Source organism: Paenibacillus sp. RS8, from assembly GCF_041956825.1.
In the GTDB taxonomy this organism is placed as follows: domain Bacteria; phylum Bacillota; class Bacilli; order Paenibacillales; family Paenibacillaceae; genus Paenibacillus_AQ.
Genome location: NZ_CP168131.1, coordinates 6,612,041 through 6,634,936, shown reverse-complemented (window position 1 = coordinate 6,634,936; position 22,896 = coordinate 6,612,041). Strand labels below are relative to the sequence as shown.

Below are 22,896 nucleotides of genomic sequence, written 5' to 3'. Positions count from 1 at the left end.
GCTGTAAGATATACCCCAGCATCTGATTTCTTGATTTTAAGGAAAAATATACATTTATTTACGGAGGATCAGCCATGACAGAAGAGAAACATTGCAATCAGCAATTTGTAGTTCCAAGACGAGGACTACCGAATACAAGCGTAAGACTTGCGGAAAAGAAGCCGGTGAGGGTCGCCTTTTTGGGCGGGTCCATTACAGAGGGGGCAGGTGCTTCCGAGGCAGACACCTTTTGCTGGAGAGCGCTGACTGGTAAGTATCTGCAGGAGCGATTTGTGAATCATGAATTCCGATTCATAAATGCGGGAGTAGGTGGAACGAACTCCACGCTGGGCGCCCATCGATTACAGGCTCATGTCCTGCAATACGGTAAGGTTGATCTGCTGTTTGTTGAATTTAGCGTCAATGACAACAGTGACCGGGAAGAATCGATTAGAGGCATGGAAGGAATTGTGCGCCAGTGCAGACGGTTGTCGCCCGCCACTGACATTTGCTTCTTGTATACGGCGGCAGAAAAGAATCTGTCAGGGAGCAACCCCTTTAACATTGCTGTCCACGAAGAAGTAGCTGAGCATTACGATCTTTCATCTGTTAATTTCGCAGCAAGAGTTTATGCGCAGACTCAGGCGGGACAAATGGAGTGGACCGAGCTCGCACCGGATGGATATCATCCCAATGATGACGGTCATGCGTTGTATGCTTCTTTTTTACAGGAGTATTTAGATACAGCGCTTGTTCCTGACAACAAATATTCGATTAGCGGAAGTGCTTTAAGTATTCCTCCTCTGGAGGAGCGGAATTATGAATACGGCAACTTACTGGATTTCAGAGGCGCTGATCATGCAGATGGATTTGAGCTATGTGAGCTTACCCCTGAAGATCCGCTGATGAACTGGCGATTTGGAACGGAGCATTTATATACGAACAGCAAAGAGGCATCATTTTCTTACACAGTAACCGGACAGAGCGTGGGTCTGCTGCTGCTCTACGGTCCGGATAGTGGGATATTCGAATATTCGGTGAATGGCGGTCCTTTTCATGCGGTTAACTTATTCGACGAATGGTGTCCGCTCGCGTATCGGCCCATTATTGCTATGTTCGGAATCCAGGAACAACGTCAGGAGTTGCAAGTTACTGTGCGAATTACAGGGGAAAAGGATGAACAGAGTAAAGGCACCAGTCTGCGTATTCTGAAGCTGATGTACAATTGATTATTTTTGCGAAGGAGATTATACTCCCTCTTATTAAGCGTTTACAATACTATGAAAGTTGGTGTTGATCATTTCTTTTACAGAACACAGCGTCGATTCTTCTCCTATCGTAATCCGCCTGACTGATTATGGTGTTCTGCCAGATTCCGGCTTGGATGCTCAACCGGCCATGAACAGAGCCATTCAAGCTGCCGCTGATTTAACTGGAAAGGTCCTGCTGGATTGTCCGAAAGGCTGCTATCATTTCTATCCAGATGAGGCGATCCGGAAGCCCTACTACATCTCCAACACTACCAGTGAAGAAGAGAATCCTGATGTCACCAAGACTATAGGAATTCTGCTAAAGGGGCTGCGAAATTTAACGATTGAGGGAAATGGCTCTCTATTTATCTTCCATGGCAAGCAGACCATGTTCTTGCTGGATGGATGCAAAAATGTAGAGATTCGTAATTTACATACCGACTATGCCCGACCGACTGTGACAGAGATGACGATTACTGAAAGCGGTACGCATTATTTCGATGTCCAGGTTCACTCCGATTCACGGTATGAGATCAGGGATGGCAAGCTGGTCTGGATCGGTGAGGGTTGGAGCTTCTCGGAAGGACCTATGCAGACCTATGATCCACTTAGCAATACGACTTGGAGGATGGACAACTGGTCGGAGCTGGCTGATTCTGTAGAAGAGCTGGAGCCGATGAAGCTCCGCTTGCATTTTGATCATGGGCCTGAGGTTGTCCCCGGGCATGTCCTGCAAAGCCGTGATGGAATTCGCGATCAGGTAGGTGTCTTCATTGTGGAAAGCTCTAACATCACCTTCAGCAATGTGGGGCTGCATTTTTTACATGGACTTGGTGTTGTAGGACAGTTCAGTGACAATCTCACTTTTCAACGCATGGATATTTCGCCGCGCCTAGAAATAGGCCGAACAGTTACTGGCTTTGCGGATTTCATCCACATGTCCAGCTGCCGAGGTAAAATAACCGTTGCGGACAGCCGTTTTGCGGGTTCACATGATGATGTTGTCAATGTCCATGGTACCTATCTACGGATCGTGGAGCAGACATCGGCAAATAAGGTAAAGGTTCGCTTCATGCATCCGCAGACCTACGGTTTCCTAGCCTTTCATCCGGGAGACGAAATTGAATTTGTTCGTTCTGGCTCTCTGACTACCTATGCGGCTAATGAAGTGATAGAGGTTACGCGTCTCAATCCACGCGAGCTAATACTGACTTTAGCACAGCCGATTCCTGAAGGGATTGGCAGCCATGATGTGATCGAGAATGTAACCTGGACACCGGAGGTTGAAGTCGTAAATAATCACCTCGCGCGGGTACCGACCCGCGGTATCCTTGTGACAACCCGGCGTAAAGTAGAGATTAAGGGGAATGTTTTTGAACGGATGCAAATGAGTGCGATTCTGATTGCTCTGGATGCGGAATCTTGGTATGAGTCTGGCAAGGTGGAGGATGTGACCATCGCTGAGAATCATTTTATTGAATGCGGGGGCATCGGGCATCCGGTTATATTAATTTTGCCAGAGAATACAGAGATTGATCAGAGTGCCCCTGTTCATCAGGGCATTGTCATTAAGAACAACAGGTTTGAGACTGGTGAAACGTTAGCCCTTAGTGCCAAGAGTACCCGAGGACTGGTCTTCAGTGCTAACGAAAGGGTTACTCTTGGGGATAACACGGACCGTTTTTCCAGTCTTGAGGATGCGATACGTTTAACTGCCTGCAGCGAGGTCGACATTCTCGATTATTTGTGAATTGAGTTAGCTTAGGTTGTGTTAGATCGCGATATGGATCGGTAGATCGATGTATAGAAAACGCTTTATCTGATCTTTATAATGAGGGCATACTTGGGGAAAACATCATTTAATTCATGACAGATAATGAGGGAGAGAACCGATGAAACTTCAATATGACAAGCCAGCAAATGTATGGACCGAAGGGCTTCCGATTGGGAATGGCCGTCTGGGTGGTATGATATTCGGCGGTGTGGAGAAGGAGAAAGTCAGTTTAAACGAGGATACATTATGGTCCGGATTCCCAAAGGATGGGAACAATCCCGGTGCTAAGGAGGCTCTGCCAAAGGTACGAAAGCTGATTCAGGAGGGCCGCTATACTGAAGCAGATACCCTGACTAGAGAGATGTTGGGTCCGTACACCCAATCGTATCTGCCTTTTGGAGAATTACTCCTTCGTTTTGAGCATGGCGATGTTTATCAATCCTATCGGCGGACATTAGATATTGAACATGCGGTTCACCGCATTGAATACAAGATTGGCCATGTTACTTACACTCGTGAGATGTTCGCTTCACATCCTGATCAGCTTCTCGTACTGCGACTGACTGCAAGTGCACCGGGAGCGCTGAATGTACATGCTACGCTAGATAGTTCCCTTCGGCATAGCCTTCACGCGCAGGGTGATAACTTTGTACTCTCGGGAACTGCACCGGAGCATGTTGATCCAAGCTATTTTTGGAGTGACAATCCCATCCAATACGGAGAACCTGGCAAGAGCAAGGGCATGGCCTTTGAAGGACAACTCTCCGTAGTGGCAGAGGGTGGGGAAGTTACCGTTGACGGTAGTGGAATTCATCTGTTGGGAGCAACGGCTGCAACCTTCTATTTCAGCGCGGCTACAGGCTTTAATGGCTTTGATAAAATCCCGGGAGCTGAGGGGAAAGATGCTTCTGCTATTGCCGCTTCTTACTTGGCAGATGTAAATGGAAAGTCTTACGACAGTCTGCTTCAAGCGCATATCGACGATTACCAATCACTTTTCGACCGAGTGAAGCTCCAGCTGGGTAAGACGTTAGCCCCGGAGGCGATGTCCACAGAGCAGCGGATTACGACTTACTCGGCACAAGATCCCGGTCTTGTCGAGCTACTCTTCCATTTTGGGCGTTATTTGATGATCGCAAGCTCGCGCCCCGGAACACAAGCTACTAATCTGCAGGGAATCTGGAATGCGGTTACCCGTCCGCCGTGGAGCAGTAACTATACACTTAACATCAACACAGAGATGAACTATTGGCCAGCTGAAATTTGTAATCTGGCAGAATGCCATGAGCCGCTGCTGGATATGATCGGCAACTTGGCGAAGATGGGTGCGGAGACTGCTCAAGTCAACTATGGTGCCCGAGGTTGGGTAGCTCATCATAATACGGATATTTGGGCACAAACAGCACCGGTGGGAGATTATGGTGACGGAGATCCAAGCTGGGCTTACTGGACGATGAGTGGTGTTTGGCTGACACAGCATCTCTGGGAGCATTATGCTTTTGGCGGAGACGAGGAATATTTGCGGACTTCAGCGTATCCTGTAATGAAAGAGGCAGCCCTGTTCGCACTGGACTGGCTTATTGATGATGGCAACAGCAGGCTTATTACCTCCCCATCTACTTCACCGGAGCATAAATTCCGGACAGCAGAGGGCTTAGCTGCTGTCAGCGCAGGTGCTACTATGGATATTTCGCTCATCTGGGAGCTGTTTACGAATTGTATCGAAGCTTCGGTAACACTTGGAACAGATGAAGATTTACGTGCAGAATTGGTGAGTGCTCGTGAGCGTCTATTGCCACTACAGGTTGGTAAGTACGGACAATTGCAGGAATGGTCCTTAGATTTTGAGGATGAGGATATGTATCATAGACATACCTCGCATTTGGCCGGCATCTATCCGGGCCGGCAGCTGACAGAAGCAGAGACCCCTGAGCTGTTCGCTGCAGCCAGAACCTCACTTGAACGGCGCGGGGATGAGAGCACAGGCTGGAGTCTGGGCTGGAGAGTTGCGCTTTGGAGCCGCTTCCGGGATGGCAACCGCTCACTACGCCTTCTCTCAAACATGCTGCGGCTGGTGAAGGACGGGGAGTCTGAACAGTATAGTCACGGCGGTGTTTATGCCAATCTGCTTGGTGCACATCCGCCATTCCAAATTGATGGTAACTTCGCCGCTTCTGCCGGAATTGCTGAGATGCTACTACAATCTCACCTCGGGTATCTGGATCTGCTGCCTGCACTGCCAGATAAATGGCAGGAGGGAAGCGTGGCGGGGCTGCGTGCCCGCGGTGGCTTTGAAGTTAGTATTCAGTGGGATAAAGGGCATCTCGTGGAAGCCCAGATTATCTCCCTACTAGGCAATGAATGTGTGATCCGCACAGATGCTTCGATTATAGTGAGTAATGGCGGTAATGAAATCAAGTGTGACCGTTCCGCAGATGGAATGGTAAGCTTTCCTACGACCGCTGGCCAGACCTACAAGCTTATGATTGGTGAGCAATAATAGTCATTTTCATTTACGAATATGGACAGCAGCAGGGACCAGAATTACAGGCTCTGCTGCTGTTTTTTTGTATGAATATAATGCTGATCAACAATTAGGGAAAAACTCCCTGAAATTCGGAGATTTCTGCTCGCAAGACTAACAATCAGGGAATTTCTCCCTGAAATTCATCCGATCTGGTGGTGAATTTGGAATTCGCTCTGTTTTTTAGGGAGGAATTCCCTCATTACATTGAAATATAGTGTTTTCTGGATTTTTTTAGGGAAGTTTTCCCTAATCTATCTCTTCTAGCTGTCCGAAGGTGAAAACGGAGTGTGGATACGAAATTGTTGAGCATCGAAGTATTTTATATACACCCTCTTCATCTTGTCATCGACATGAATACAAGGGAGATTTAGGTTTGTTTTTGAGTAGTGTTAGATCACGGTATGGATCGGTAGATCGTTGTATAGAAAACGCTTTATCTGATCTTTATAATGAGGGCATACTTGGGGGACACAGGTACAGAGCCTGCCGCCTTCAAGGTCCAAAACGCAGTAACAAGGAGGCAAATCATGCTAACTGATAGTGCTACAACGGTAAAAGTGAATACGGACACAGCATCTCTTATCCGTGTAACCAATGATGAGGTGAATCTGGAGATTGATCTCGGGACGGGTGAAGCATCTGTTGCCCGTGGAAACACATCTCATGTAAAAGGGATTCGCAGCGCATTCCGCTGGCAGGGTCGAGAATACAACACTGAACATTATCAGAACCACACACTGAAGTCTCAGGAAGTAGTAGTTCGCGAGGGTTTTGGTAAAGGTGTTCATGTGGTCATTTTGCACGAAACGTCCCTGCTGCCACAGCTGGAGCAGCATTTCTATATTTATGAATCTTCTTCGTTTGTGTTGATGCAAATTGTAATTGCAAGTGACGAGGAGATTAAGGCGAACCGGATGGCGGTCATTCAGACCCAATCGGTGTCAATTGGCGGGGAGTCAGGTCAACCAGAAGAACCGAGCATTCTGCGTGTGCCGTATGACAACGACAAATGGGTCAGATATACAGTAGTGAAACCGCCGATGGATACGGAAAGCTATGAAGTAACTGCATTGTTCGCGCCGGAAAGCCGGCAGGGAATTATTATGGGTTCCATTACACATAAGGTGTGGAAAACAGGGATTCGTATCAAAAGCGAGCAGAGCGGAAGGATCGAGGAGCTGGATCTTTACGGCGGCGCTGTAAGTGAAATGACTCGCGATTCCCAGCCACATGGTTATGTGAAAGGAACAAGAGTAGAGTCACCGCTCGTTTTCGTAGGGTTCTATGATGATTACAGAAAAGGTCTTGAAGCGTACGGTCAGGCTAATACCTGGATAGAGGCTCCTCTGTCATGGGATGGCGGCGTTCCTATCGGCTGGAATAGCTGGTCTGCGGCAATGGCTGAGCTTGATTACGATCTGTATACGTCCACCAGTAATTTTCTGAAAAATGAAGTGCAGCCGCTAGGATTCCAGAATGAGGACACGCTGTACATCAACTTTGATGCTTTTTGGGACAATTTCACACCAGAAGAAATGAAGAGTGCACTGGACCTGGTTAGGGAGAACGGTCATAGACCGGGAACTTACTGGACGCCTTTTGCCTTCTGGGGAAGTCCGGCTCAGTTCGGAGATACCGTGGAAGGTACAAACGGAAAATACACTTATGGTGATATCCTGCTGCGGGACAGTGAAGGAGAAATTCTGCCGGATGTTGATGGAGGACTGGCCATTGACCCGACACATCCAGGAAACCTGCAAAGAATAGATTGGTACACGAATAAATTCATCTCGGAAGGCTTCGAGTATGTCAAGCTAGACTTCTTGGCGCATGGTGCGCTGGAAGGGCAGCATTACAATCCGGAGATTATGACAGGAATTGCAGCGTATCACTACGGAATGACTTACTTGCAGAACAAGCTCTCACCAGAGGTGATCGGTCGACCGTTCTTTATCAATCTGTCCATCGCGCCATTGTTCCCTTATGCGTTTGCGCATAGCCGCCGGGTATCCTGTGATGTATTTGGCACGCTACACGATACGGAATATTTGCTCAACTCTGTGACACATGGCTGGTGGATGAGTCATACCTTGTACCATTACAATGACCCAGATCATTCCGTGCTCTACAAGAGCCATAACCAAGATGCCACTGGCTGGCATGAAGGACGGAGTCGGCTGACTGCTTCGGTCATCGCTGGAACGGTACTGCTGTTAGGGGATGATTTCCGAAAAGAGGAAGCAGCCGCCCGGGCCAAAGCATGGTTGGGCAATAAAGAGATTATGGATGTCGCCCGCCTAGGGAAGACTTTCCACCCTGTTGAAGGGGATCTTGGCAAGCAAGCTTCCGATGCTTTCGTACTTGAAGATGCAGAAGATGATGTATTCTATCTTGCTGTCTTCAACTATGATGCTGCGAATTCTGCTCATAAATCTATCTCCTTGGAGCGTGCAGGGCTGAAGGGTCAAACGGCTTACCAACTGATTGATCTATGGGAAGGTACACAAGGAGAAGCAGTGGGAGAGCTTGTAGTTACGCTCGAGCCGGCAGAGTCCAAAATCTTCAAATTAACGGCAAAAGCCAACTGATTATACACATTGAAAAAAGAATACGCGCAACCGCTTCTCGCGGATAGCGCGTATTCTTTTTTTGTTGAAGTCTTACATTCGTATTCGGCTTTGCGGATTAAGGCGGTACTGTGTTGGATTAATGCCGTAGCAGGCACTGAAATGTCTGGTGAAGGGATGGATGGAAGGATAGCCCAGCTTCTCGGCAATTGCAGTCACACTAAGCTCACTCTCCAGAAGCAGCCCTGCCGCCCGTCTCATGACCAGATGATGATGATAGACGCGTGGCGTCATTCCAGTCTCCCGTAGAAACAACTCGTGGAAATATGTCCGCTTGAGCCCGCAGAACTGTGACCAATCTTCGATAGATTTGCCACGCTCTGGGTGGGTGTTCAAATATTCCAGCAGGCGGACAATACGATAATCACTTGGCTGATGCTGATGGAGGGCATTATACCAGCTCAAGATCCAGCCGTACAGATAGCTATTGGCCATCTCATTACGATAGAACAGCGCGTTATTGTAAGACTTAGCAATCATCACAAGACTATCGTATAGCAGGGGATATTTAGCTAGAGGAAATACGCAAGGCAACTCATTCAGCTCAGCACAGGGTGCTTCGGTGGCTTTTTTTTCAAATTGTAAGACTTCAGGGGCATGGATAAATGAAAGGTTATTGGATACTGGAGAGCGGTTGTCCCATAAATCAAAATAGATGTTGTAGGACGACAGTGGATGAGAAGGCATGATATGAAAAGCATGGGGCTGACCGGGACGGAGAAAGACAAGCGTCCTCCGTTCAATCGGATAACGTATTCCGTCGATCTCCATCTCACCGGGGCCATCCGTAAACAAGTGGAACGCGTATGCATTACCGACTCTCAGATGCTCATTGCTGCTGCCGTCGTACACATAAGGCATGATTGCGCCGACATACGGTGTCATTTCAGATAGTTTGTTCATGCGGCCCCTCTTTTCTTATATTACCGTACAAATCGTCAAATAATCGAACAGGTCAACAAAGACAGTTAACCATACCAAATGTTACGATAAACGCAATGAATTGGCAACCTATTAGATAGGTGAAAGAAAGTGTGATTCGTCTTAGGAGAGAGTTAATCAGTAATGGCCTGAGATCATTTTTGCGGACTAATTAACAACATATTTAGAGCGTTATCACAATTACACAGATTCAAGTAAAGACAGGAGAAGATAAAATGAGCGACTTTAGATTATGGTATTCTACCCCTGCAACGAATTGGTCACAAGGCTTGCCTTTGGGCAACGGAAGAATAGGTGCAGTAGTGATGGCTGCTCCGTATCGTGAGGTATGGAACATGACTGAGGTTACCTACTGGTCGGGTCAAGCCGAGCCGGAGCTCGCGCCTTTCGGTGGTAAAGCTGCGCTGGAAGAGATGCGAGAACACTTCTTTGCTGGTGATTATAATGAAGGTGACCGTCTAGCCAAACAACATCTGCAGCCGAAGAAACGGAATTTCGGTACGAATCTTGGATTATGCGAGGTCGTCATTGACTTTGTAGAACAGGATACGAATTCCGGGTCAGCAGCGGCAATCGAGCGAGAGCTGGATTTGACCTGTGCGGTGGCTCGGACAGTGGTTCAGAGTAAAGGAACAACGCTGCATCGTGAGATTTTCGCCTCTCATGCTGATGATCTGGTAGTTTCAAGAATTTGGAGCGATGAACCGGGGGGCGTATCCTTCACGATCGGTCTGGAGGGCGGTTCAGAGTCGCTTACGACTCAAGTCGTGAATGACGACACTATTGAATTCAGAGGACAAGCCACAGAGAATGTGCATAGTGACGGCACTTGCGGAGTATGGGCAAAGGGACAAATTAAGGTAAGCATTTCCGGTGGTACGATGTACAGAGGGGACGGTCAATTGAGAATTGCCGGCGCCAATGAGGCGCGAATTTATTTTGCCGTCAGCACCGATTACAACCGTAGTAACTCGGAGTGGGAAATAGAGAGCAGCAGCACATTACAGCAGGCTTTGATTAAAGGATATGCGCAGTTAAAAGAAGATCATATCGAAGATTATGAGCAAGAATATGGTAAGGTGGATATCCAATTAGGTACCACGGGGAAGGTGAATCTACCGACTGACAGGCGTATTCGATTACTGGCACAGGGCCAGGAGGAGGATTCGCAGTTGTTCGCGTTGTTCCTGCAGTACGGACGTTACCTGACTATCGCTGGAGCACGGGCAGACTCCCCGTTACCGCTGAATTTACAGGGAATATGGAATGATGGTGAGGCTTGCCGTATGGGCTGGAGCTGTGACTATCATTTGGACATCAATACACAAATGAATTACTTTCCGACGGAAGTCGTAAATCTTGGGGATAGTCATCTACCATTAATGCGCTATATTGAAGATTTGTCTCATGCTGGAAAGGCAAGCGCTCGCGATTTCTATGGCAGCAAAGGCTGGGTAGCACATGTATTCTCGAATGTCTGGGGATTCACGGCTCCGGGCTGGGAGACATCTTGGGGGCTAAACGTAACAGGTGGGCTATGGATTGCGACGCATCTGATGGAGCATTATGAATACAGTCAGGACCGTGTATTTCTGGAGCAACAGGCCTATCCAGTGCTAAAAGAAGCCGCAGCATTCTTCCTGGATTATATGACCATTCATCCCAAATACGGCTGGTTAGTGACTGGACCTTCGAACTCGCCGGAGAATCATTTCTATCCTGCGGATAGCAGCGAGGGGGCACAGCAGTTGTCTATGGGGACCACCATGGATCAGATGCTGGTGAAAGACCTTTTTGAGTTCTGCTTAAAGTCTGCGAAACTACTGAATACGGACGAGGAACTACAGGAGCAGCTGAAGGAAGCAATATCCAAGCTGCCACCGTTTCAGATCGGCAAGAGAGGGCAACTGCAAGAGTGGCTCGAGGACTACGAGGAAGCGCAGCCGGAGCATCGGCATTTGGCTCATTTATACGCAGTATATCCAAGTAATCAGATCACACCGGAAAAGACACCTGAACTTAGCGCTGCGGTGAGAGTAACACTTGAGAACCGGATGGTTCAGGAAGAACTAGAGGATGTGGAATTTACCGCCGCATTGTTCGGACTCGGCTTTGCTAGATTGTACGATGGAGAAAAGGCCTTTAATCATATTTCTCATTTGATAGGCGGACTCAGTTTCGATAATTTATTTAGCTTTTCCAAATCAGGCATTGGAGGAGCGGAGTGCAATATTTTTGTGATCGATGGGAATTTCGGGGGTACGGCTGTTATTGCCGAGATGCTGCTGCAAAGCCATGAGGGTGAAATACATCTGCTGCCTGCGCTTCCAAAAGCATGGGGTACAGGATCGGTATCTGGACTGCGGGCCAAAGGAAATGCTGAGGTCGATGTAGCTTGGGACAATGGTCAATTGGTGGAAGCTACGATCCGTACTTACTCACCAGGAACCGTGACACTTCGGTTGGGAGATAGAAGAACTACTGTTCAAGGAGAAATAGGAGGAAGCTACTATTTCAACAGCCAGTTGGAGTTGGTATAATGATTCGGCGTGGAATGCCACCCGCTTTAATTATGCGTTTGAATGCTGGTCTATTAGTTATTAGTGCATGATTAAAGGGCTATTCGGTCTGCTATGGGCCGGGTAGCCCTTTTGTGATAACTGCAAATTAACGATTTATGCTTGAAAATAACTTTCATTTATTTGGAACATATTCGCCTAAGAGGAAAAGAATATAATAGAAGAAGTAGACAACAAAGAGGAGGGGACATCTGTGTACAGTATTTTTCTAGTTGATGATGAAGAAATGGGCCTTGAGATGATGAGAGACTATATCCGCTGGGAAGAAATGGGTATCTATGTGGTCGGAACTGCGAGTAATGGTAGAGAGGCTTTAGAAAAGATAGAGGCCATTAGACCTGATATTATTCTAACAGATGTTCAGATGCCGATCATGAACGGTATAGAAATGGCTAAAAAAATTCATGAGAACTATGACTGGATGCAGTTAATGTTCCTGACTGGCCATGATGAATTCAACTATGTAAAATCGGCTCTAAATGTAGGTGCTGTCGGATATTTACTGAAACCGCTTGATTTAAGTGAAATTGGAAGCGTTATCGCGAAGGTGAAGCAGCGCTGTGAGGAAGTTCAAATGAAGAAACGTTCCATGGAGGCGGCCAAAACTAACCTTCTTAAGGAGCTTTCCTATGAAAAAAATGCGGAACACGTCGCTGATCTGGCGACCAGCTATTGTAAGCTTACCCGTCAGCCTGAGAAGAACCGCTTCGCAATGGCATTGTTCAGTATCGATCCCATTGAGGCAGAGGGTGAACAGCAGAGTTTGGAGGATTGTAAGAACCGGTTGGTAGCTTTTCTGGATCATTTCTTCAAGTCGAAGAATATAGAGACGGTATTTGTGCCCTATAAGGATGGGGAAGTAGGTGTGTTTATGGATGCGCGCCATCAGCCAGGGTATTATGCATGGGAGGATTTGGCGGCAGCTATCCGAAGCGGACTGGATTTCACAGTGACGGCAGCAGTAGGTGCGCAGGAAACCGAATTAACGGAGATACATTGTCTATATAAGCAGACGCGTGAGATCTTAAATGAACGCTTCTATAAAGGGACGGGTTCAATTATTCATGCCTTGGCGATTTCAAACCAGTTCGATAGCGAACATGTGCCGCCATTTAATAGAAAAGAGTGGTTTGAGGCCGTCAATCAGCTAGATTTCGAGCAAGCTGCACAGATGCTTCATCAGTATTTCGAGGGTTTAGCCCTACTAAGAATCAAGAAAAAAAATATTTGTGACTGGGCGATTGATCTTGTTGATGAACTGCTGGAGCAACTACATCAGCCTGTTCCTGAAGGGGTTAAGCGGGCGGAATTATATCATTCTATCTATAATGCACTGACTTTGAATGAGATTGAGGATTTGATCCTGGGCACTGCAGGTAATGCTATGAGTATGCTGGGTGAGCGTCTTATGGACAAAAATACGAAGCTGGTTCACAAGGTTCGCAGTATGATCGATCAGAATTTTGATCAGCCGATAACGATCAATAGCTTATCTGATCAGGTTTATTTATCTCCCAACTATTTGCGTTCCATATTCAAGGATAAGACCGGTATCACGATTCACGATTATTTAACACGTATTCGGCTCGATAAGGCCACAGAGTTGCTGGCCGACGGCTCGCTCAAAATTCAGGATATCGCCCAAAGAGTCGGCTACGAAAGCACGTCTTATTTTATTTCCCTATTTCTAAAGAACCAAGGAGTTACCCCTAACGAGTATAGGAAGAGTCTGTGAGTGTGCCAGAACTTCTGTACGGTAATATGAAATAAAAGTTACTTTCCCTTACGAATAGTAAACTTGCGATATGGATATTCGCCCCTCTGCTTTTTACAATTAGGCATGTAATATAACTCAGCACATGTGAGGGGCTTCATCCATCAAGGCAATCAAAGGAGCTTTAGTTCATCGAAAATCGGTAGCGCTTTCAAGATGATGCTTCACCCCTTTGATGACTTGATGGACAGCTACAGCCCGAATATCACCAATGTGCAAGGAGACCTACAAACGGAGGGATTAAATGTTTGGGAAAGCAATGAAAAGAGGATTCTTGTTCTTTGTCATGATCTGCTTGGTAATGGGCAGCGGTGGCCAGTTCGCCAGAAGCGTCTATGCCGATGATACGGCAACTATCTATGAAGCTGAAGCTGATGGAAATACTATGACTGGCAATGCTTCTATTTCTGAACACCCAGCGGCTTCCGGGGGGCAGAAAGTCGGAGGCATGTATCAAGGAAGTACTTTGCAGTTCAATCATGTGACTGTAAGTGAGAGTGGGAATTATAAAATTACAGTGTATTATATTTCTGGCGACTCGCGGCCATTCAATATCAGTGCTAATGGCGGCGATAAGCAGTTTGAAGAACCACCCAAGACAGTGGACTGGGATACGGTGGGAACTTATGATGTGACTCTTCCGCTGAATGCTGGAGAGAACAGCATCCTGATTGATGACAACAACTGGTATTCTCCAGACATCGACAAGATCGTAATTCGTGGACTGGACGACAGCGACCCAGGTGAAGGATCTGGAGGCGACTGGAAGGAGAAGCTGCATGGAACAGTCATCGAAGCTGAAGCGCTTGAAAATATAATTACAGGCAACGCCAAGATAGCGGACAGCAGTGTTGCTTCCGGCGGGAAAATTGTAAAGGATATGAATAAAAACAGTACTTTACAGTTCACAAATGTCACTGTGCCAGCAGCGGGAACGTATTTGATCCGTATTTCCTATATTTCCGGTGATCAGCGACCTGTCTATATGCAGGTGAATGAAGGACTGGATGAATTGATTGATCTGCCAAAGACGGCAAGCTGGGATACGGTAGGAACTTATGATGTGGAAGTCTCCTTGCAAGAAGGGTTGAATAAGATCACTTTCTCAGATCATGACTGGTACTCTCCAGATTTCGACCGGATTGAAGTCATTCCGTATACGATCAGTTATGAAGCGGAGTCTCCGGTCAATGATTTAACTGGAGAAGCACGAGTTGGCGATAGCCCGAATGCTTCCGGTGGACAGAAGGTAGGGTATCTGAATGGGGGCAGTTCCTTAACTTTCAATAAGATTATGGCTCCTATGACAGGGGATTATCGAATTACGGTAGCTTATTTCTCAGGTGACCCGCGCAGCTTATACGTCAGCGCTAATGGTGGGGCAGAGCAGTATTATGAACTGCCCAAGACACCAGACTGGGATACGGCTCTCACATATGAGCTTACACTGCCCCTGAACGAAGGCGAGAATACAATCAAATTCTCAGACGGCAATTGGTATGCGCCAGATCTGGATCGCATCATTGTAGAACCGGCAATGGGTACAGATCCTAATCCTCCCGTTGAAGAGGATGGTGATCTGGGGACACCGGGGACTTCAAATAACTACGGGGCCATCACTGTTACCGAATATACTTATGGGACGCTCGTATCGAATGGACCCTATGAAGTGTCCTTTAATACCAAGTCTGGATACGCAAGCTACAAGTGGACGGATGGTCAGAAGCTGCATGGCATCTATAGCAGTATCAAACTCGGTGATACTCTTATCGAGACTAAAAGCTATGAGAATCATGCAAATGCTGGTGCTCCGGTAGAAATTCAGGATGGCTTCGGCAAAGGCGTGGAGCTTACATTTGTTCACACTTCTGTTGGACAGCCAACCCTCAAGCAGGTTTACAAGTTTTATGACGATCAGAAGTATTTCTTAACTCGTCTGGATGCCGTTAGCGATACGGCGCTGCAGACGAATTATATGTCACCTATTACCGTAAAACGTTCTGGTGGTGTGGATATCGGTGCTAGTGCAGATAACCGAGTACTGACCGTTCCCTTTGACAATGATGCTTGGATTCGTTATAAATCACAATCTATGAACCGTGCGGATACCAGCTATGAAATGACGACTATCTTTAATAACTCGACACGAAACGGTCTTGTGCTCGGGTCGGTCACTCATGATACGTGGAAGACCGGAATTGACTGGAAGGGCTCTTCTAATCGGCTGAATGAGCTAGCGGTTTATGGCGGAGCAGCAAGCGATGTTACACGGGATACCCAGCCACATGGCATTCTTACAGGCGCGGAATTGTCTTCGCCGATGATTATGGTAGGGGCATTCAGCGATTACCGTACAGGGCTTGAGGAATACGGAAAAGCTAATGCGATCATCACACCTCCGCTGGAGCTGAATCCTGAGTTGCCGCAAGGCGTACCGGTTGGCTTTAACAGCTGGGGAGCTTACGAAGGTACACTTTCATACCAAGACGTTGTGGATGTCTCCAATTACTATAAGGAGCACCTAAAAGATTTCAACAATAATGGTAATGTATTTATTAATATGGATTCCTATTGGGATAATTTGAATGATAAGCAGCTTGCTGACGCTGTATCAGTAATTAAGGGCAATGGACAGCATGCAGGTATCTATTGGGCTCCATTTGTCTATTGGGGCAACAACATGAGCCAGTTTGTAGAGGGAACCGACAATAAGTATACGTACGGCGATATTGTCCTCAAAGATGCCGAGGGTAAACCTCTGCCTACGCTGGATGGAGCTTTTCCTTTGGATGTGACACATCCAGGTGCTAAGCTGCGCATGAATTATTTTTTGGATAAATTTAAGGATCTGGGCTTTACCTTCATCAAAATAGATTTCTTGACGCATGGTTCGCTTGAGGGGCAACATTTCGATCCAACCGTAACGACAGGAATCCAAGCTTATAATGAAGGAATGCGTTATGTGAAAGAACGTCTGGACGGAACAATGTTCATTAGCGCATCTATTGCGCCAATCTTTCCAAGCCAATATGCACACAGCAGACGTATTTCCTGCGACACCTACGGCAAGATCAATGAAACGGAGTACATGCTGAATTCGTTAACTTATGGCTTCTGGCAAAATGGCACGATCTACACCTATACGGATCCCGATCATTTGGCATTGGCCCGTGCTTCCAGCTTAACTGAAGCTCGTAGCCGCATGAACTCTGGCGTTATCGCCGGTACCGTACTTCTCGGTTCTGATGATGTTAACGATCCAAAGGCACAAGAATATATGACTGCCTTGTTTAACAACAGGGAGGTTCTCGAATTAGCGTTAAAAGGTAAAGTGTTCAAGCCGCTGGAAGGAAATACGAATGCGAATGCAGCGGATACTTTTGTTATGAAAGACGGCAACGATTATTATATGGCCGTATTCAACTACAGTGCCAATGCCGCGGCAGACAAAGCAGTGAATCTCGGTCGCGCTGGACTGGATGCAGCGGAATCGTACACAATGCAAGACCTTTGGACAGGAGAGGTTTCGACGATTACAGGAACACTCGCATTGTCCTTGCAACCGACTGAATCAAAATTGGTAAAATTAACAGCTGCACCTAAGAAAGTAACAGGTGTAACGCTAGATAAGACAGAGCTAACATTGACCGCTGGTGAAACCGGAAAGCTGACGGCTACGCTATCTCCGGAAGAGGCGGCGAATAAAGCAGTACACTGGACTTCGAGCGATACGTCTGTTGCCACCGTAGTGTACGGAACGGTAACGGCTGTAAATGCTGGGAAAACTACAATTACTGTAGAAACGGTAGACGGCGGCTTCAAAGCTGCGGCAGAAGTTACAGTCAAAGCGGTCTCCCCTGGAGAACCGGGAAATCCTGAAGTACCAGGTAATCCGGGCAACAATAACGGTACCCCTGGTAGCAATGCAGGTCAAAATAATGCTACAGGAACCTTGCTTCTTACGTCAGAGATGCTGAAAGTGGATAGTGTGTCTGGTGAAGTAGTCGTGGAGATAAAGGGAGACATACAGCAAATACAATTATCTTCTGATGTAGTTCGTCAGTTGGCGAATCATACGCTGGTTTTGAAGTCCGGTAAGTTCTCCATAAAGGTGCCTGCGGATCTGCTACGTCAATTGCAGAACAAGCTACCGGAAGCTCAGCGGGATGATAGCACGATAACCCTGAAATTAGTACCACTAAGCAATAAGGCTAATGAGATCATTGCAGCAGCGGCGGGAACTACTCATGCACAGGTTAGACTCATGGGGGATGTCTATGAGTTCAGTCTGTCAGTGACCACGAAAACTGGCACAATAGAAACGCTCTCTACGTTTGATCAACCCATTACGCTAAGTCTGACAGTGGGAGAAGGTTTTGATTCCAAGCGTGGAGGCATTTACTATATTGCGGATAACGGTAAGCTGGAATATATCCCTGCAAATTATGCTGGCGGTGTATTGACAGCAGAAGTTAATCACTTCAGCAAATATGTTGTTCTGGAGCTCAAACGGACCTTTGTAGATGTGCCAGCCAATCACTGGGCTAGTTCTGCAATCCAAGAGCTGGCAGCGAAGCTGTTTGTTCAAGGGACTAGCAAAGACAAGTTTGAACCTAACCGTGCGATTACACGTGCCGAGTTCACCTCTATGCTCGTACATTCTCTTGGATTGACCACTAAGGGAGATATTAGCTTTGCTGATGTGGCACCGTCTGCTTGGTATGCAGAGTCCGTTTCTATCGCTTACAAGGCCGGTATCGTGAGCGGCAGAAGTACGTCCAAGTTTGAGCCGAGCGCACAGATCACCCGTGAAGAAATCACGGTCATGTTAATGAAAGCCTATGAACTGAAGAATGGCAAAGGAAATGTGGCTTCAACTGACGTGGCATTCACCGATATGAAGCAGGTCTCCTCTTGGGCAGCCGCTTCTGTAAAGGGTGCAGCCGGCCTAGGACTGGTTCAAGGCCAAGGTCAGGGTCTGTTTGCACCAAAAGGGATCGCTTCCAGAGCAGAAGCGACTCAAGTGATCTATAACTTGATTATGAAGTAAAGCATTGCAAATATACAAATGAACGAAGGAGTTAAGCAATCTCTAGATGCTTAGCTCCTTCGTTTTTGGTGTTCACTGAAGCTTTAGTAAGTAGCTAGCGTCCCAATGATAATGGTTATATCGAGGGGCTCGTGGCAAGCTCGTGGCAACTAGGCTAGGTGAGAGCGATTAGGGAAAATCTCCCTGAAAATAGCCAGAAAATTACTGGATGCAATGTAATTAGGGAAATCCTCCCTAATAATCGGGCGAATTCTGAATTTACCTCCAAATCAGCAAATAATCAGGGAGGATTTCCCTGATTATCAGTATAATGAGCAAAAATCGCCAAATTTCAGGGAGGATTTCCCTAATTGTTAATCAATATTTCTGATTTCTCAATAAGCTTTGCAGTTATTCAGATGCGTCGTTCCTTACATTTCCTTTTGTGGTAAGCGAATTTGCACAGTAGTTCCTATTCCGAGTCTACTAAACACCGTAACACCGTAATTCTCACCAAATCTCAGTTTTATTCTTCGATCTACGTTTGAAATTCCATACCCTCGTCCGGGTTTATCGTCAAGCAAAGTGTGAAGTGTCTCTCGGCTCATCCCCATGCCATCATCAATTACAGATAGAATAATATCACTATCCTCGACTGCGCCTTTGATATGGATATTAAGCGGGCTTTCCTGATTCCACACAGCATGAAGCACCGCATTTTCTACAAAGGGCTGTAAGGCAAGCTTGACTGTAGAGTAAGGTAAGATCGCTTCATCAATGTTGTAAGTGATGTTCAGTTGTCCTTTGAATCGGATCAGCTGAATGGCATTATAGCTTTGCGTCAGCTTCAATTCTTCATTAATAGTTAAGATGCTCTTCCCTTTATTCAGGGAGATGCGATAAAACTTGGCGAGATGAAGCACCAAATCCTGAATGCGAGTATCTTGATGTTTTAGGGCAAGAGACGAAATGGTGCCCAGTGTATTGTACAGAAAATGGGGGTTGATCTGGGCCTGAAGCAGGTCAAGCTCTGCCTCCTTATTCTGTAGCTCCTTCTGATACACTTCGGTGATTAGACTCTTTAAGCGTGTAGTCATTTGCTTGAAGGCAAAATGAAGCTGGCCAATCTCATCATTGCCTAAATATTCATCATTTGTAGGGTTGAAGTCACCACGTTCTAGCCGCCGGATCATTCGGATTAACATTCGAATACGCTTGCTAAACATCGATGCAGTAATATAAATCAGCAATAATGCGACGACTATAAAGCCTAAAGATATTTTGATGATGAGCTCTGACAGTGATTTTGCATCCTGAATGATACTGTCATAAGGGAATATAGAGACGGTTTTCCATCCATTGGTAAGCGTGTTATAGACGGCGAAAGCCTTTTCCCCTTTATATGTAGTATCAAATCTGCCAGAAGGCAATTCATCAAAGTTCTGATCAAGCATTTCCGGCAGACTTGTATTTAATAATTGCTTGTCGGCAGCTGATAAAATAAGGCCCTTGTCATTAACAATAAAAATATCTTTGCCGCCTGCTTCTTTCTCCATTAAAGAATAGATCACGGATTCGGATATTTCGAAGACCAGAATACCGTAGGGATATTGGTTGCGATTATTGTTCAGTAACCTAGCCAGTGTAAACATTGCGGGATTATCTTGTGACTGCGGTGAGGACAGATGAATAATATTCCCGTGAGACTGCATCAACTGCTTGTACAGCTCTGTCTCCTTCACTTCGGGTGTAACTGGCTTGATATAGTAATTATCTTTGGGCAGTGATGGATTGTCGGAATAAATGAAAACGCTACCAAAATCGGGATAGGCAGCCATTACCGTGTCTATACGATTGCCAATATATTGATAGACGTCTAGATAAGATGGATCATCTTGATATTCGCTCGTGAGGTAAGTGGCTAGCCTATTATCCAAGTAAATAGAAGCGGAAATATGCTCATAGCTGTCCAGTTTGTTCTCCAGGTTCTTGTTGATCTGGGCCGTTGAATTCATCATATTGATGTAAATTTGATCGGTTAATTTTGATTTAGTAAGTTCAAATGAAAAATAGACAAATAGCATCATTGGAATAATGGTGACCAGAACGAACACGAGGAACAGCTTGGAGCGAAAGCTAAGGTCAATAAAAGGCATATAAATATACTTTTTGTAAAAATGACGCATCGTAGAAGTCCCTTCTTTACTGTGAATTCACGGAAAGCCAAGTTTATCATATCAGACTGAATATCGAAATCCAATGCTCGAATGTTCCGAAAGTCCTTTAAAAAGCGCTATCATTCGGAGGATTGAAGTATAGAAAGGAGCCCTATACGGACTTAAGATAAATAGGAGAGAAGCTGAATCAAGATGTAGCAGGGCATGCTGCACTAAATAAAAAGGGAGGGTATTTGATGCATAAAGCAAGCGCTATCAAAACAGTCAGGGGCAATAATTTTTGGTACAGATTAAAAGAGCAGAAATGGTTATTTTTGCTAATGCTCCCTGCCATAATTGCGACATTGCTATTTTCCTATGGACCTATGTTTGGTATGTATATGGCATTTACAAACTATCAACCGGGTGGAGGAACATTTTTTCAACAATTTTTCCATGCTGACTTTGTTGGCTTTAAGTGGTTTGAATATTTTTTTACCACAGGAGACTTCTACCGTGTAATGCGTAATACGCTTGCGACAAGCCTCTTGACCTTATTATTCGGGTTTCCAGCGCCGATCATACTCGCACTTGTGCTGAATGAAGCAAAACAGGGATTTTTCAAACGCTTTACGCAGACGGTTTCTTATCTACCGCATTTTATCTCATGGGTTATCGCCGCTAACATTGTAATTACGCTGCTAGCTTCCGATGGGATGTTCAACAATCTTCTAGTAACGCTCGGGATTGTTGACGAACCGGTAGCTTTTCTACAAAACGGACCTTTATTCTGGTGGATTATCGCCTTATCTAATATGTGGAAAGAAATGGGTTTTAGCGCCATTATGTACCTGGCTGCAATCTCCGCTATTAATCCGGAGCTTTACGAAGCCGCAAGAGTAGATGGAGCTAGCCGATTCAAGCAAATGTGGAATATTACGCTCCCTGCTTTACGTCCAACTATCGTGATATTGGCCATTCTTGCAGTCGGAGGGATTTTGAATGCCGGCTTTGAACAACAATATCTGTTGCAAAATAACACTGTACTTGAGTACTCGGAAGTTATCGATATTTATGCATATAAATACGGGTTACAAAACAGCATGTTCTCATACGGGGCTGCCGTGGGGGTATTCAAATCCGTTATTGCCTTCATTCTTGTTGTAATCGTGAATCGAATTTCTAGAAAAGTGAACGACCAAGCGTTGTTCTAAATAACAAAATGGAGAGGAGCGCTTGAGATGTTTTTGAACAGATACGGAGATCATATCTTTAAGTGTTTTGTATATTTGATTCTTATCCTTGTGTTGCTAGTTACCTTCTTACCTTTTTGGAATATTCTCGTTCTTTCATTAAATGCTGCTGAGGATACTGTTCGTGGCGGCGTCTACTTTTGGCCAAGAGATATCACCTTTGATAGCTACAAACAAATTTTGAAAGATACAGAAATTATGAATGGGATATGGGTAACGGTTAAACGGACTGTAATTGGTGCACCACTGTCGGTTCTTGTAATTACGATGCTTGCTTATCCGCTAAGCCGGCGGAATTTGATGGGACGCAAGGGTTGGAACCTTTACTTCGTCTTTACGATGTATTTCGGAGGCGGTTTGATTCCTTATTACATGGTGCTTAAAGCCCTGAATATGATCGACACTTTCTCCGTTTTTATTCTGCCAGGCTTGATGAATGTCTTCTATATGATTATTGTCCGTACCTTTATGGAGGGATTACCTGGTGAGATTGAGGAGTCAGCGAAGGTAGATGGAGCGAATGATTTAATGATTTTCTTCCGGATTGTGCTGCCGTTAACAACACCAGTACTCGCGACAGTGGGCCTCTTTCAGGCAATATCGCACTGGAACTCGTGGTTTGACTCCTATGCATTTACTTACAGCTCAGACCTGAAGACTTTGCAAGCTGTCCTCGTCAAAATACTGAGTCAGTTCCAGACCGGAGGTATGGTATCGCAATCGCAAATGCTGGCTAACTCCGCCAAGCGAAATGCTGTTTCAAGCGATACGATCCGGATGGCAGCGACGATGGTTGCAACATTGCCTATCGTTCTAGTATATCCGTTCCTGCAAAAGTATTTTGTTAAGGGTATGACTTTGGGAGCTGTTAAGAGTTAATATGATTAAATAACCGAACGCCAGCCGGAGAGGAGTTGTCCAGCTGGCGGCCCTGAAGGGGGGTGAGCGGACAGACTTGCTTGGTTGCTTGATAGACTTGTGACGTTACTTAATTAATGGGAGGAAT

11 protein-coding genes are annotated in these 22,896 nt (G+C 46.0%); 9 read left to right on the top strand and 2 right to left on the bottom strand.

Translation table 11 applies throughout. The annotated features are described in order from the left end of the window. The first annotated feature begins 74 nt into the window (after window positions 1-74). The 4 genes from ACDZ28_RS31095 to ACDZ28_RS31080 all read left to right on the top strand — a co-directional run bounded on the left by ACDZ28_RS31095 (window position 75) and on the right by ACDZ28_RS31080 (window position 8,118). Window positions 75-1,208 (top strand): SGNH/GDSL hydrolase family protein, encoded by a 1,134-nt coding sequence (locus ACDZ28_RS31095; protein WP_375103594.1) that lies wholly within the window; start codon window positions 75-77, stop codon window positions 1,206-1,208. Between the two features lie 61 nt (window positions 1,209-1,269). Further along, complete coding sequence (locus tag ACDZ28_RS31090; RefSeq protein ID WP_375105444.1) at window positions 1,270-2,979, top strand: right-handed parallel beta-helix repeat-containing protein; 1,710 nt, start codon at window positions 1,270-1,272, stop codon at window positions 2,977-2,979. A 142-nt stretch (window positions 2,980-3,121) separates the two neighbouring features. Then, window positions 3,122-5,503, top strand: a complete 2,382-nt coding sequence (locus ACDZ28_RS31085; RefSeq protein ID WP_375103593.1) for a glycoside hydrolase N-terminal domain-containing protein — start codon at window positions 3,122-3,124, stop codon at window positions 5,501-5,503. Between the two features lie 554 nt (window positions 5,504-6,057). Further along, window positions 6,058-8,118 (top strand): alpha-galactosidase, encoded by a 2,061-nt coding sequence (locus ACDZ28_RS31080; RefSeq protein ID WP_375103592.1) that lies wholly within the window; start codon window positions 6,058-6,060, stop codon window positions 8,116-8,118. Window positions 8,119-8,190: 72 nt separating this feature from the next. On the opposite strand, the gene ACDZ28_RS31075 is transcribed toward ACDZ28_RS31080, so the two are convergent. Further along, window positions 8,191-9,060, bottom strand: coding sequence for a helix-turn-helix domain-containing protein (locus tag ACDZ28_RS31075; RefSeq protein ID WP_375103591.1), 870 nt, complete (start codon window positions 9,058-9,060; stop codon window positions 8,191-8,193). A gap of 254 nt (window positions 9,061-9,314) precedes the next feature. On the opposite strand from ACDZ28_RS31075, the gene ACDZ28_RS31070 reads away from it, so the two are divergent. From ACDZ28_RS31070 to ACDZ28_RS31060, 3 genes are all read left to right on the top strand, one after another. Beyond that, window positions 9,315-11,639, top strand: a complete 2,325-nt coding sequence (locus ACDZ28_RS31070; RefSeq protein WP_375103590.1) for a glycoside hydrolase N-terminal domain-containing protein — start codon at window positions 9,315-9,317, stop codon at window positions 11,637-11,639. A 232-nt stretch (window positions 11,640-11,871) separates the two neighbouring features. Beyond that, entirely contained in the window at window positions 11,872-13,413 is a 1,542-nt protein-coding gene (locus ACDZ28_RS31065) for a response regulator (RefSeq protein WP_375103589.1), read from the top strand. Window positions 13,414-13,696: 283 nt separating this feature from the next. Continuing rightward, window positions 13,697-18,502 carry an S-layer homology domain-containing protein gene (locus ACDZ28_RS31060; protein WP_375103588.1) on the top strand — a complete coding sequence of 1,602 codons (4,806 nt, stop codon included), beginning with the start codon at window positions 13,697-13,699 and terminating at the stop codon, window positions 18,500-18,502. Between the two features lie 410 nt (window positions 18,503-18,912). Here ACDZ28_RS31060 and ACDZ28_RS31055 read toward each other — a convergent pair whose 3' ends face one another. Then, window positions 18,913-20,667 carry a sensor histidine kinase gene (locus ACDZ28_RS31055; protein ID WP_375103587.1) on the bottom strand — a complete coding sequence of 585 codons (1,755 nt, stop codon included), beginning with the start codon at window positions 20,665-20,667 and terminating at the stop codon, window positions 18,913-18,915. A gap of 227 nt (window positions 20,668-20,894) precedes the next feature. Between ACDZ28_RS31055 and ACDZ28_RS31050 the strand changes: the two genes are divergently transcribed. After that, entirely contained in the window at window positions 20,895-21,851 is a 957-nt protein-coding gene (locus tag ACDZ28_RS31050; protein WP_094876932.1) for a sugar ABC transporter permease, read from the top strand. 27 nt (window positions 21,852-21,878) lie between these two features. Next, on the top strand, window positions 21,879-22,769 hold the full coding sequence (locus ACDZ28_RS31045) for a carbohydrate ABC transporter permease (RefSeq protein WP_042190738.1): 891 nt from the start codon (window positions 21,879-21,881) through the stop codon (window positions 22,767-22,769). Window positions 22,770-22,896: the final 127 nt, after the last annotated feature.

What these genes read in the sequence shown, in the direction of transcription:
- ACDZ28_RS31095 (WP_375103594.1), top strand. Translation starts at nt 75, where the DNA reads ATGACAGAAGAGAAACATTGCAATCAGCAATTTGTAGTTCCAAGACGA.
- ACDZ28_RS31085 (WP_375103593.1), top strand. Translation starts at nt 3,122, where the DNA reads ATGAAACTTCAATATGACAAGCCAGCAAATGTATGGACCGAAGGGCTT.
- ACDZ28_RS31080 (WP_375103592.1), top strand. Translation starts at nt 6,058, where the DNA reads ATGCTAACTGATAGTGCTACAACGGTAAAAGTGAATACGGACACAGCA.
- ACDZ28_RS31075 (WP_375103591.1), bottom strand. Translation starts at nt 9,060, where the DNA reads ATGAACAAACTATCTGAAATGACACCGTATGTCGGCGCAATCATGCCT.
- ACDZ28_RS31070 (WP_375103590.1), top strand. Translation starts at nt 9,315, where the DNA reads ATGAGCGACTTTAGATTATGGTATTCTACCCCTGCAACGAATTGGTCA.
- ACDZ28_RS31060 (WP_375103588.1), top strand. Translation starts at nt 13,697, where the DNA reads ATGTTTGGGAAAGCAATGAAAAGAGGATTCTTGTTCTTTGTCATGATC.
- ACDZ28_RS31055 (WP_375103587.1), bottom strand. Translation starts at nt 20,667, where the DNA reads ATGCGTCATTTTTACAAAAAGTATATTTATATGCCTTTTATTGACCTT.
- ACDZ28_RS31050 (WP_094876932.1), top strand. Translation starts at nt 20,895, where the DNA reads ATGCATAAAGCAAGCGCTATCAAAACAGTCAGGGGCAATAATTTTTGG.
- ACDZ28_RS31045 (WP_042190738.1), top strand. Translation starts at nt 21,879, where the DNA reads ATGTTTTTGAACAGATACGGAGATCATATCTTTAAGTGTTTTGTATAT.